Here is an 11,137-nt window from a genome sequence, read left to right as displayed (position 1 = left end):
TGCGCGAGCGGTGCGTCGAATAAGGATGTGGCCGCTCAGCTCGGTTCGACACCGCATGCGGTGGGCCGCTGGAGGAAGCGATTCGTCGAGCACCAAATCGCCGACTTGGGTGAGATGCCGCGCTCCGGCGGGCCCCGGACGGTCACCGACGAGCAGGTCGCCGCGGTGGTGACCACGACGCTGGAGTCAAACGCCAAAGAACGCTACCCACTGGTCGACGCGGGCGATGGCTCAGGAGGCGAGACTGTCGCAGTCGACGGTGTCGCGGATCCTGCGGGCGTTCGGCCTGCAGCCACACCGCTCGCAGACGCCGGACCCGCCGCTGAGAACCCCAACAGCTTCGCCTGCGGCTGTTCTCCGCCGCCGCCCGACTGGTCACCACCGGCCGCCGCCGCTGGCTCCGCTTCACAGCCCGATGGCCCTGGACGGACGTGATCACGCACGCGATCCGGCATCTCGCGGCCCTGCCGAACCTCAGCTGATGAGTGACCAAGACCATCCCGGCGGACCAAAGCAACATCCCGGAGCCGTGTAACCCCGGCGCCCACGCGACGCGACAGCTGGGGCACCAACCTGCCCCAGCCCACGAAATTCCGCACCACGCAAGCACAGAATCCCCGTCAGCGAACCAACGAGGACCCATGAACGATGGCAACGGTGCCTGTTCTCTCTTTCCAGTCCCGGGAATAGTTCTAGCTCCCAGCTCGGGGCGGAGTCCCTGCTCGTCGCCCACGCCTGTCACCAACTTCGTTTGTTTCATTGACATTTCGACCAGGAGACGTACGGTTGGGAGCGCTCCCATGACAGTGTTGCAACTGGAAGGAGTTCCCCCCATGCGCAAACAGAGTCCGTTAACCGGGCGTTCGCGACCCCTCCGTCGACCTCTCCAGGCGCTCGTCATGCTGTTCGCCGTGGTTGTCGGCGCACTGACCTGGTCCGCCCCCGCCCAGGCTCACGGCACCGTCGTCGACCCCGCCTCCCGCGCATACCAGTGCTGGAAGACGTGGGGCAGCAACCACACGAACCCGGCCATGCAGACCGAAGACCCCATGTGTTGGCAGGCCTTCCAGGCCAACCCCGACACCATGTGGAACTGGATGAGCGCGCTCCGCGACGGCCTCGGTGGCCAGTTCCAGGCACGGACTCCCGACGGGACGCTCTGCAGCAACAATCTGGCGAGAAACGCCAGCCTGAACAAGCCCGGGCAGTGGAAGACCACCACTGTCGGCAACAACTTCTCGGTCCACCTGTACGACCAAGCGTCCCACGGTGCCGACTACTTCAAGGTCTACGTGAGCAAGCAGGGCTTCAACCCCAAGACCCAGACCCTGGGCTGGGACGACCTCGACTTCATCACGCAGACCGGCCGCTTCGCCCCGGCGCAGGACATCACGTTTCCCATCCAGACCTCCGGCTACACCGGACACCACATCCTGTTCGTGATCTGGCAGGCATCGCACCTCGACCAGGCATACATGTGGTGCAGCGACGTGAGCTTCGGCTGAGCCGGGAAACGCCGCACACGGCACCGACCTCTGCCGTGCGCCCGTAACCTGCCGCCCGGCCGGCCGAACTCTGTCGGGGCAGGGACCGATTTTGGTTACCCTGCCCCGACAGAGAGCCCTCCGCGCTCCTCGCATGTAGCGGTGCTCTCCCGCAGAAGTGGCAGGGTTCGCCGGCTGAAGCACGCACAGAACGCGACTGTGCCGGGAAAGCGTCCGGTCGCCGGTCGGGGAGGGTGGCGTAGACGGTAGCTCGGACCGGAGGACACTGTCGGCAGAGTTCCCTGGCCTCGGGTGTGTTAGACAGGTAGTAATCAAAGGGGTACTTTGCAGCAACTCAAGCTCGGAATCATGTCGCAGACCCGCAAAGAGAACGAGCATCGTCTGCCGATCCACCCAGCGCACTTCGAACGCATCGACGTCGACCTTCAGCGCACCATCTATCTACAGACCGGTTACGGAGAGCGCTTCGGTGTGCCGGACCATCAGCTTGCCCCGTCGGTCGCCGGTTTCCGCTCACGCGCGGAGCTGATCGCGGAGTGTGACGTCATCCTGTTGGCCAAACCGATGCACGAGGATCTGGCGGAGTTGCGGGAGGGGCAGGTGCTGTGGGGGTGGCCGCACTGCGTGCAGGACGTAAAGGTCACGCAGGCCGCCATCGACCGCAAACTCACAGTGATCGCATTCGAGGCGATGAACCACTGGACCCGAACGGGTTCGTTCAGTCTGCATGTTTTCCACAAGAACAATGAGCTGGCTGGCTACTCGTCGGTGCTGCATGCCATGCAGCTGACCGGGACGACCGGTGACTACGGGCGTCGGCGGCGTGCGGTGGTGATCGGCTTCGGTGCCACCGCACGCGGCGCGGTGACCGCGCTCAGCGCGCTGGGCGTCCACGACGTGGACGTGTTGACCGCCCGCGGCGCAGCTGCCGTCAGTTCACCGATCCACTCGGCGCGAATCGTGCACTTCGACCACGACGCGGCCAGCGACACCCTCGACCCACGGCGCAGCATCGCGCTCACAGAGGGCGGCCCGAAGCCGCTGGCCGAGTTCCTCGCTGGGCATGACATCATCGTCAACTGCGTACTCCAGGACACCGCGGCGCCGCTGATGTTCCTGATAGAGGAGGATCTGCCGAAGCTCGCGCCTGGAACCCTCGTCATCGACGTCTCCTGCGACCAAGGCATGGGCTTCGCCTGGGCTCGGCCCACCAACTTCAACGAGCCGATGTTCACCGTCGGTGACCGCGTCCACTACTACGCGGTGGATCACAGCCCTTCCTACCTGTGGGATGCCGCCACCTGGGAGAACAGCGAGGCCCTGATTCCCTTCCTGAGGCCGGTCCTCCAAGGGCCAGCCGGCTGGGACGGTGATCCCACAATTGCCCGAGCGATCGAAATCCGCAGCGGCACTGTCCAGAACCCTGCGGTCCTGGCCTTCCAGCACCGCGCCCGACAGTACCCGCACGTGCTGCTCTGAACCGATGCCGTCCGGTCGGCGGCGCCCCTTGCCTGGCTACCCGTCGACCAGACGCCCCGGACTGACGGCCCTGGCCCGCACGTCGTCGCCTTTCCGAGCTCTGTGTCGCTTCTGAGGACACGAGCGTGAGACGAAACAGCGTGTCCTCGACTCGAAAGGAGAACCCGAGAACGTTCCAGGTCACTGCGGTGGAACGGGACATTGCAAAAGAGCGCCTACACGCGCTGGGCACGGTCCGGCTCTACAAGCACATCGTGGCGGCCGACACGCTGTACACCCTGAAGATGACCAGCAGGGCGGCCGTCAGAGCCGGCAGTGGCGAGTGCTGCCCGTCTGACACAGAGAAGCGCAGCGAGAGCGTCCCGCACAGCCGCAGCACCACGACCAGCGCATCTCCAGCCCATCGAGCGCCGCCCGGCGTCCGGGGCTGAGCCTGGCGGTCCTGCGCCGGCTGTTGTCCACGAACGCTCGGAGCTGAATCGGCTCGCCGTCCACGACCTCGACGTGCTTGCGGGGGACGGTGAGGTGCCCTTCGCGGGTGTGGAACGGGCGGGCGGCGAGCTGGTGTTCCAGCGTTCGTCCTGCGACCGCCGTGCCGGCACCACGACCTCGCCTTCAGCGGGTGCCTCGATGCCGAGGGTCTGGAGCAGGTACTACTGCGCGAGCGTCAGCCGTTTCCACCTACCCGCTGCGTGGTGATCCAGGCTCCGAGATTTTCGCCCTGCACGACCAGTTCGCCCGCCCTGACCGAGAACGCACCGTCGGCCGTCGCGTGGGCGAGTGCCGACCGGTAGCAGCGCTGCCACGAGACCTAAAGGCGAATCCGGCGAAGTCGGTGCGGCAGGCCCGGGAGCTGATCGCGGCGTTCAACCGTGTGGTTCTGGACGACGCGAAGGACCTGTCGGCGCCCGCTCTGTCGGGCGCCGCCCAGGCGCTGAAATCGTTGGTCGACCGGCTCCCGCAGGCGTTCGAGCAGACCACCGATGTCTTGGAGCTGCTGGCCAAGAACGACAAGGTCCCGATGGAGCAGGGCGATGTGAAGAGCGAGGTGGCCACGACCGCCGCAGAGCTCCGGACCGTCGTGGCCGACAGCGAGCAGCTGGCCAAAAGCCTCGCCAGCCCGGCGTCGGCCCTGTTGCTCATGGGCGGCCGCTAGACAGGCCCATCCTGCCGTCACCCTAAGAGATGGAAGCAACCAAGACGCTCAAAGGGGCGTGGACGCGTGCCCAGCTCGCGGGGTGGGGCGTGCCGTGGCCCACGTAGAAGGGTTGGAAGGAGAGCTGGTCGAGTGCTGGGGGACCGCGGGCAAGGACGGCGCACCGCCGCCCTTGCCGGGCTTTGCCCGGTTGGCTTCGCTCAGGAGACGTTCGACTTCGACTGACCCGATGACAGCGGGGCCGGACGGGATCATCCTGTCCGGCCCCGCTGCCCGTTCCCGGCTGCTCACCGGATGGGGCGGATACGCAGTCCCACGCGTAGTCGAGGCCGTCCAGCAGGACGGTCGCTGGCTGCCCCTACCACTGGCGCTGCAGACCGGGCGGCCGGCGTCGTCAAGGTGCCTCGGTGTGAGGGGCAGCGGTTGTCGTGGAGTTCCGGGTGCATCTGCGGTTGGTCGTCTTGGTGGTGGGTGAGGACCCATCGAGGGCCACCGCCTTGATGGGTCATGGTGATCAAGGCTGTGTCCCAGGGCTCGTTGGCGTTCCTGTGGGGATGCCGGCCATAGGGCGGCAGGGAGATCGAGTTGTGTCGTCTTCGGAGGGGCATCGGAGCGTCTGTAGCATTCAGCGTGTCTACTGCTTGGCTCCGGTGATGCGCGGGGCGAGTCCGTACTGGCGCGGGACGCCGAGGTTCGCGCGCAGGGTCGTGCCCGGGTACTCGGTGGGGTAGATGCCGCGTTCCTGCAGGATCGGCATCACCGCGTCGACGAATGCGTCGATGCCGTCCTCGTAGATGTCGGGTGTCACCCAGAAGTCGTCGGCAGCTCTCGCCTCCAACCATTCCCGACGGTGGTCGGCGTGGAGCTTGCCCGGGCCCACGACGGTGGGATGGAAGTCGATTACGCCATGGGCGAGGACGTCGCGCGGGGACCACCCCTCGCGTGCCACGGCCAGAGCGTTCGACGAGCGCGGATCCCGCGGTGAGGCGTGCGCGGGCGCCAGCTGCTCCGGCGTGAGGGGCTTGTCGAACCCATCCGGGTGGATAGGGATCCTGAGCATCGCGCCGAGGTGGGGCAGGCGGGCCTCGATGACGTCGCCCGAGTACGCCAGGCGAGGGTCGAGGCACTCGCGCACGGTCGGCGCGACGGTGGTCATGATGCCGGCGATGTGTTTGATCTCGTCGGGGTCGCGGCCGGCTTCGCGTGCTGCGTTCCGTACGAGTTCGCGCTGGGGGCGCGCCTCCTCGATCGTCCACACCTCGGCGATGAAGCCGCTCGCGTAGCGGTCCGCGATCGACAAGAGGTGCGGGCTGGGGCCGCCGGACGTGAAGATGACGGGCTGTCCTTGTTCCGACGGTGGGATCGCCAGGGGCCTCGCGAAGCGACGTACTGGCCCTGCAGGTTGACGGGCCCACATCGATCTGGAGGAAACCGGCCTCGAAGGGCACGACTTCCTCCGCCAGGACATCAAACGCAGCAAGGACGACTGGGTCTTGGCTTGGACCTCTGACATGACCTTAGATGCAGCGCGCGGGCCGGCAACCTCACTGAGGCACGCATCCTCTTCCGCGGATGGGCGGTGGAGAACACCTCGCAGTAGGACAGCCCCGGCCCAATACCTCCAGCCGCAGACGGCGCCCCACCCGGTGAGCCTATGCGCTCGAGAGCACTAGACGGCGTGGGCCGCCTGGGTACGGAGCCCCCGCCCTTCGGTAGCCGAGGAGCGGGGCCTTCTGTCCTGCTACTTGTCGGAGGGCTCGTCGTCCCCCGAGCCGCACAGGTCATGCCACTCGTCGATGGTGCGGCCGATCTGCCGCATCAGCTCCCGCAACTGCGCGAGAAGCAGAAACAGCAGGCCGAAGAGCGGTCCGGCCGGAGTACGCCGGAAATCTGCCGTAGGGCAGTGATGCATCGCGCTGAGCTGGGGATTTTCCTGTCGCATTGATGGTCGTTAGAGTCGCCGCCGCGCGGGAGCCTATGTCCGGTTGATGGGCGGGTGGTGGTTTCGTGGCGTCGATTGAGCGGACGGCGTATCCGTGGTTGAACACGCGGTGTCGGCGCGGGAGTTGCCCTCCTCGGCAGCGCGAATCCGGGAAGCAGCGGCGTTGCCCGGGCTTGAGGTCGCGTCAGCGGCAGGCCGAAGAGGGCACGGAGAGTGGCGGTGTGGGGACTGGGCCATTCAGCGGCTGCGGTCGACGCGGTCGACGAAGTCGCCGACCGCGGTGGCGAAGGCGGCGGGCGCCTCTTGCGCGACGAAATGCCCGACGTCCGGAATCGTGACTGCGGTGACGTCGCCGGCGACCTGGCGCATCGTCCGCTCGGTGAAGGGGGTGTTGATGCCGTCAATGGCGAGCACGGGAACGGTCAGCGGCCGCGACTCGGCCAGTGCCCGCATCCGGTCGCCGCCGGTCAGGGAGGAGCGGTAGAGCCCTTCGGTGCCGCGCCAGCCGCCCGGCCGCGCGTAGGTGCGGGCGAACTCGTCGAGGTCGGCCTCGGTTACCCCGCCCGGCACCATCGTCATCACCGAGACGGCCCAGTCGAGTATCACTCGCTCGCGGCCGGCCAGGAACAACTCCGCAATTCCCGGGGTGGCCAGGAACCCCACGTGCCAGGAGCCGCCGTTTTTCACGTCGGCCAGCATCTCCCAGCCGTACCCCGGAAGGGTGGTCTCGACGCCGGTGAAGCTGAGGACGTCGCCGGGGTGCGTGGCCGCGAACGCGAAGACCGGCCCGCCGCTGATGTCCTGACAGGTCACGTGCACGGGCCCGACGCCGAGGTGGGCGACGAGCCGGTGCAGGTCCTGCGCCATGGTGGCCACGCCGTGGTCGCCGTCGGCGATGCCGGAGTCGCCGAAGCCGCGCAGGTCGACAGCGAACACTCGGTGGGTTGTGGCGAGCAGCGGGATGACGTCGCGGAAGGCCCACCAGGACTCCGGCCACCCGTGCACCAGCAGGATCGGGGAGCCGGTGTCGCCCGCCGAAACGTAGTGCAACGTGGTGCCGTTGACCTCGGCGGCGTGGTGCGTGACGCCCGCCACGGGGGGCGAGGTGGTCACGAAAGAGCTGGTCATGCGAGGACTCCCAAGATGGACAACCAGGTTGACCTCAGTATTGGTCAACCTGGTTGTCTAGGTCAAGCGAGATCTAGACTGTGGTCATGTCCTCACGATCCGGCGCCGATCTCGCCCTGCTGCTTCTGGGCAGCTATCGCAATCTGGTGGACGAAGTGGTCCGGGAGCTGGCGACCCGGGGATATCCCGACGCCCGGCCGTCACACGAGTACGCGATCCGGGCCATCCGAGCCGGCGCCGACAGCGCCTCGGACTTGGCCCGCAGACTCGCCATCACCAAGCAGGCCGCGGCGAAGACGATCGCCGCGCTCGTCGAACGCGGGTACGTCACCACCGAGACCGACCCCGCCGACATCCGCCGCAAGAAAATCCGGATCACCGATCACGGGCTCGGGCTGATCACCGAGGGCACGGCGATCTTCGACGAGGTGCGGGCCCGCTGGGAAGTGCGCCTGGGTGCCGCCGAACTCGCCGAGCTGGAAACGCAGCTCGCCCAATTCGTCGGCGACTCACCCATCAACCTCGACGCTCCGGGCTGGGCGGCGGGACAGGAACTGCGCTAGGCGGTGTCGTCAAAGTGTCGCGCCCACATCAGCAGCGAGGCGACAGTGACGGCTGCCTGGTAGGTCTCGACGGTCTTCTCGTAGCGGGTGGCGATGCCGCGCCACTGCTTCAACCGGTTGAAGCACCGCTCCACGACGTTGCGACGCTTGTAGACCTGCTAGTCGAAGGCCGGTGGACGGCCTCCGCTGCGGCCGCGTCGGACACGGTTGCGGATCTGGTCGCTCCGCTCAGGGATCGTGTGGCCGATGTCCCGTCGGCGAAGCCAGGTGCGGATGGCCCTCGAGCTGTAGCCCTTGTCCCCGATGACATGATCCGGTCTGCTGCGCGGCCGGCCGGGGCCCGGCCGAGGCACGCGGATTGCGCTCATGAGCCTGGTGAACTGGGTGCAGTCGTTGGTGTTGCCGCCGGTGACCACCACAGCAAGCGGGCGACCGAGGGCGTCGCAGGCCAGATGTATCTACTAGCTCAGCAGTGAGCCCGAGCACGAGAGTGCAAGGGCCCCGTGTGGAGTGGAAGCCTGCCGCCGTCCCGGGACTGGATCCCCGAGGTCCACTACCCCCTCGGCAGTGGAGAGGCGGTGATCCCGAATGCGCTGGTGTACTACCGCACCCGCGAAACCGGCCGTGCCGAGGGCGGGGTGATGTTGCAGGCATTTGTGGAGGTCGACCGCGCCACCATGGGCCCCGAGCGCCTGGCCGCCAAGGTCGGCGCCCACGCCCGGCTCTACCTCTACATCCCCGTGCCGGGCGGGCGTCACCGCGGGTACGGGACACAGCCAGCCGCCGACTGCTGTTCGTCCTCGACGCAACAGGGCCCGCCGGCATCGAACACCAGACGCGTGCTCTGTGAACAGCAGCTCAGGAATCACTCTAGATGACTTCTACGTGCGGTTCCCATGCTGCGTGAGAGCCGCTCCCCTGAAGCGTATACATGAGCGTATACTGCGGTCATGTCTGATGCCATGATCCGCGTGCCCTCCGAGGTACGCGACCGCCTCGCCGTCCTGGCGGAGTCCCGGGGGACATCGATCCGATCCCTCGTACAAGAGTTCGCGGAGACCACCCTGACCGACGAAGAACGCCGAGAGAGAGCGGATCGAACGCGCGCCTACCTGGCCGAACACTTCGGCGTAGAGGTGACGGACGAGGAAAGCGCCGACATGGGTCGCAAGCTGCGCGATGCCTTCTCCCGGCAGGCGGACACCCCAGCGTGATCCAACACCATCTTGTGCTGGACACGCCCACCCTCCTGGCATTGTCGGGCAACCGGCAGGTCTCCGCACTGATCCACCGGGCCCACTTCGAACCCGAAACCCGCCTGTGGGCACCCGTACTGTCCATCCTGGAAGCAGACGCGGAGCACCCAGGTCTCGCAGAACACGTAGGGCAGCTCGACGTCATCCACACCCTGGATCTCGACTACCCGGCCATGCTCACCGTGGCACGCATGCGCACAGAAGGCGTGCCAGCAGGCATCGCCGCTGCCATTCACGCCGCACGCCACCTGCCCGACTGGGGAACGGACGCCCTCATCGCCACCGTCACCCCCAAAACATATGAAACCCACCACGTTCCCTACCTCGACCTCAACCGGTAAAACCACCAGCCCAAGGCACGGGATACAACAGCAACCAGCACACCGATGAGCCGCGCCAGAACGAATACGGCTGCATGACCAAGGCCGAGCAACGCAGAAGGCTGCGCGCGGCACTCCGTGAGTTGGGGATGCGCTGGTAGAGCGCGGCGTGCATCCGCTGGCGTCCCGCCCCGTGCGCTCCCGGAGAGGGAACTGTTACCGGCGCGGGCGAAGGGCCCCGCCTGGCTCACCGACCCCTACCGCCTGTCCAGCGGTCCGAAGGTCCTCGTCACGATGTTCGGAGCCGGCCACATCCTCGGAGGGATCTCCGGATACGACACCATGGAAGCGACCGACGAGAACCCTGCTCGGGTGATGGCCGTGGCAACGCTCACCGCGGCGTACCTGCGGACCCAGCTCGCTCTGGATACTGATGCCGATGCCTGGCCGGCCGCGCAGCAGCAGTTCACATGGCTCGCAGAGCCCCTGGGCACGATCGAGCAGAAGGACTAGCGCGCGTCGGTCTGGCAAGACCCGAGGAGTGCCCCGCCGGCAAGAGACGCTGTTGGCAAAATCAGCCCGATCTTGTGGTGAGCCCGCGCTCGCCACAAGATCGGGCTGACTCAGTGCCGTGGGGCTGCGAGGATGCGCTGTGTGGTTACGGATGCGGAGTGGGAGCGGATTCGAGGGAATCTGTGCTTTGGGCAGGTCTTGCGGGGCACAGTCGTGAAGGTGCCCAGACCTGGGGCGATCGGGATCTTCGTAGATATCGGGTTGGGCGTCGAGGGCTTCGTCGACGTCCTGCTGTTGCCGGAACCGGCAGAACAATGGCCCGCTGAAGGCACCATCACTGATTTCGAGGTTTGGTGGGCGGACAGCCGTCAGCAGGTCCGGCTGAAGCCATCCGATCCGCAGTACTTGCGGAAGGACTTTGCGGACTTCACTGCCCGTGGCAGACCCGGTTGGACAGCCGACATCGGCCAGCCCGTTCGCGACAGCGGGCCGGTCACTGCGCAGGAGCTTGCTTCGCTACTTGATCGGCAGAAGCGCCGCGAAGTGTGAGACGCGGGGTGCGAGCCCGGGGTGTTTGAATGATGTGCGTTGACACGGGCGAGATTGATCGCGGCGCCCGTAAGTTGGTGCTGAAGGCTGGTCTTGGCTAAGCCGCGGTAGCGTGATCTACACAGGTCACAGCTGTGCACGCCTTGTGAGTTCCTTCGATCCCAGCCCGGACCTTGTAGCGTTCTTTCCATTCGTCGGCCTGCTGGAGTGCGCGGGCCTGTTGTAGTTCGCGGTGTGCCTGCTGTGGCCGCAGTGTGATGGCCCGGCCTTTTGCGCTGAGGTTTGGCACGCAGTCGCCCACGACAGGACACGGCTGGCAGTCTCGTGCGGAGAACTGTGCACGGACGACGGGCAGGCCCTGTTGGGACCGGTCTTCTCTCCACCCGGTGTTGGTGATTCCGTTGGGGCAGGTCACACGTTTGCTGTCCCAGTCCACGGTGAAGGCGTCCTGCCCGTAGGTGCCCGCTCGTGCCTGAGCGTTGGTGACCGACTTGAGTGGCCTGTGCAGTGCGACACCGTGAGCGCGGGCATCTGCCATGGCGCCGGCGTTGGCATAGCCCGTATCGACCCAGTGCTCTCCCGGAAGCATGCACCGGCCGGCCAGGGCAGCGTGAGTCGGCGTACGTCCTAGCCTCAATACCGGTAACTTAGGGCTTTGGTGACCGCTTGACCCGTTTGGGTTTGGTGGCGCCAATGATGGTGACGGCCGCAGCACATGGGCGGTCT

At 66.7% G+C, this 11,137-nt stretch carries 14 protein-coding genes and 1 pseudogene; 10 read left to right on the top strand and 5 right to left on the bottom strand.

Features of this window, described 5'->3' with window-relative positions:
* The first annotated feature begins 344 nt into the window (after positions 1-344).
* From ACFYXC_RS41400 to ACFYXC_RS41385, 4 genes are all read left to right on the top strand, one after another.
* A complete protein-coding gene (locus ACFYXC_RS41400; RefSeq protein WP_389558275.1) occupies positions 345-482 on the top strand; it encodes a hypothetical protein in 138 nt (45 codons plus the stop codon).
* 417 nt (positions 483-899) lie between these two features.
* On the top strand, positions 900-1,505 hold the full coding sequence (locus ACFYXC_RS41395) for a lytic polysaccharide monooxygenase (protein ID WP_389558271.1): 606 nt from the start codon (positions 900-902) through the stop codon (positions 1,503-1,505).
* Positions 1,506-1,829: 324 nt separating this feature from the next.
* A complete protein-coding gene (locus tag ACFYXC_RS41390; protein WP_389558269.1) occupies positions 1,830-2,984 on the top strand; it encodes a N(5)-(carboxyethyl)ornithine synthase in 1,155 nt (384 codons plus the stop codon).
* Positions 2,985-3,819: 835 nt separating this feature from the next.
* Positions 3,820-4,140: a hypothetical protein gene (locus ACFYXC_RS41385; RefSeq protein WP_389558267.1), complete on the top strand. Its 321-nt coding sequence runs from the start codon at positions 3,820-3,822 to the stop codon at positions 4,138-4,140.
* A 634-nt stretch (positions 4,141-4,774) separates the two neighbouring features.
* On the opposite strand, the gene ACFYXC_RS41380 is transcribed toward ACFYXC_RS41385, so the two are convergent.
* The 3 genes from ACFYXC_RS41380 to ACFYXC_RS41370 all read right to left on the bottom strand — a co-directional run bounded on the left by ACFYXC_RS41380 (position 4,775) and on the right by ACFYXC_RS41370 (position 7,210).
* Positions 4,775-5,557 (bottom strand): LLM class flavin-dependent oxidoreductase, encoded by a 783-nt coding sequence (locus ACFYXC_RS41380; RefSeq protein ID WP_389558265.1) that lies wholly within the window; start codon positions 5,555-5,557, stop codon positions 4,775-4,777.
* 324 nt (positions 5,558-5,881) lie between these two features.
* Complete coding sequence (locus ACFYXC_RS41375) at positions 5,882-6,082, bottom strand: hypothetical protein (RefSeq protein WP_389558263.1); 201 nt, start codon at positions 6,080-6,082, stop codon at positions 5,882-5,884.
* A 237-nt stretch (positions 6,083-6,319) separates the two neighbouring features.
* Positions 6,320-7,210, bottom strand: a complete 891-nt coding sequence (locus ACFYXC_RS41370) for an alpha/beta fold hydrolase (protein WP_389558261.1) — start codon at positions 7,208-7,210, stop codon at positions 6,320-6,322.
* Between the two features lie 86 nt (positions 7,211-7,296).
* On the opposite strand from ACFYXC_RS41370, the gene ACFYXC_RS41365 reads away from it, so the two are divergent.
* Positions 7,297-7,773 carry a MarR family winged helix-turn-helix transcriptional regulator gene (locus ACFYXC_RS41365; protein ID WP_389558259.1) on the top strand — a complete coding sequence of 159 codons (477 nt, stop codon included), beginning with the start codon at positions 7,297-7,299 and terminating at the stop codon, positions 7,771-7,773.
* Here the strand turns inward: ACFYXC_RS41365 and ACFYXC_RS41360 are convergent.
* Positions 7,770-8,231: pseudogene (locus ACFYXC_RS41360) on the bottom strand (IS5 family transposase); the annotation flags it as partial. The gene ACFYXC_RS41365 and the pseudogene ACFYXC_RS41360 overlap by 4 nt on opposite strands.
* Positions 8,232-8,351: 120 nt before the next feature.
* Between ACFYXC_RS41360 and ACFYXC_RS41355 the strand changes: the two are divergent.
* The 5 genes from ACFYXC_RS41355 (at position 8,352) to ACFYXC_RS41335 (ending at position 10,411) form a co-directional block, all read left to right on the top strand.
* A complete protein-coding gene (locus ACFYXC_RS41355) occupies positions 8,352-8,651 on the top strand; it encodes a hypothetical protein (protein WP_389558257.1) in 300 nt (99 codons plus the stop codon).
* Between the two features lie 72 nt (positions 8,652-8,723).
* Positions 8,724-8,987 carry a hypothetical protein gene (locus tag ACFYXC_RS41350; protein ID WP_389558255.1) on the top strand — a complete coding sequence of 88 codons (264 nt, stop codon included), beginning with the start codon at positions 8,724-8,726 and terminating at the stop codon, positions 8,985-8,987.
* On the top strand, positions 8,984-9,370 hold the full coding sequence (locus ACFYXC_RS41345; protein ID WP_389558253.1) for a hypothetical protein: 387 nt from the start codon (positions 8,984-8,986) through the stop codon (positions 9,368-9,370). The genes ACFYXC_RS41350 and ACFYXC_RS41345 overlap by 4 nt, the downstream gene beginning before the upstream one ends.
* 273 nt (positions 9,371-9,643) lie before the next feature.
* The gene (locus ACFYXC_RS41340) at positions 9,644-9,862 is read left to right on the top strand and encodes a hypothetical protein (protein ID WP_389558251.1); all 219 of its coding nucleotides are present in this window, start codon (positions 9,644-9,646) and stop codon (positions 9,860-9,862) included.
* Positions 9,863-10,075: 213 nt separating this feature from the next.
* Positions 10,076-10,411, top strand: coding sequence for a hypothetical protein (locus ACFYXC_RS41335; protein ID WP_389558249.1), 336 nt, complete (start codon positions 10,076-10,078; stop codon positions 10,409-10,411).
* A 97-nt stretch (positions 10,412-10,508) separates the two neighbouring features.
* On the opposite strand, the gene ACFYXC_RS41330 is transcribed toward ACFYXC_RS41335, so the two are convergent.
* Positions 10,509-10,949: a transposase gene (locus ACFYXC_RS41330; protein ID WP_389558273.1), complete on the bottom strand. Its 441-nt coding sequence runs from the start codon at positions 10,947-10,949 to the stop codon at positions 10,509-10,511.
* Positions 10,950-11,137 lie beyond the last annotated feature (188 nt).

This window comes from Streptomyces sp. NPDC002701 (genome assembly GCF_042889045.1).
Lineage (GTDB): Bacteria > Actinomycetota > Actinomycetes > Streptomycetales > Streptomycetaceae > Streptomyces.
This window is presented reverse-complemented; position numbering and strand designations above follow the sequence as displayed.

Excerpts from the sequence above, each read along its gene's own strand:
- ACFYXC_RS41395 (WP_389558271.1), top strand. The coding sequence starts at position 900 with ATGCTGTTCGCCGTGGTTGTCGGCGCACTGACCTGGTCCGCCCCCGCC.
- ACFYXC_RS41380 (WP_389558265.1), bottom strand. The coding sequence starts at position 5,557 with ATGTGGGCCCGTCAACCTGCAGGGCCAGTACGTCGCTTCGCGAGGCCC.
- ACFYXC_RS41375 (WP_389558263.1), bottom strand. The coding sequence starts at position 6,082 with ATGCGACAGGAAAATCCCCAGCTCAGCGCGATGCATCACTGCCCTACG.
- ACFYXC_RS41370 (WP_389558261.1), bottom strand. The coding sequence starts at position 7,210 with ATGACCAGCTCTTTCGTGACCACCTCGCCCCCCGTGGCGGGCGTCACG.
- ACFYXC_RS41365 (WP_389558259.1), top strand. The coding sequence starts at position 7,297 with ATGTCCTCACGATCCGGCGCCGATCTCGCCCTGCTGCTTCTGGGCAGC.
- ACFYXC_RS41350 (WP_389558255.1), top strand. The coding sequence starts at position 8,724 with ATGTCTGATGCCATGATCCGCGTGCCCTCCGAGGTACGCGACCGCCTC.
- ACFYXC_RS41340 (WP_389558251.1), top strand. The coding sequence starts at position 9,644 with ATGTTCGGAGCCGGCCACATCCTCGGAGGGATCTCCGGATACGACACC.
- ACFYXC_RS41330 (WP_389558273.1), bottom strand. The coding sequence starts at position 10,949 with ATGGCAGATGCCCGCGCTCACGGTGTCGCACTGCACAGGCCACTCAAG.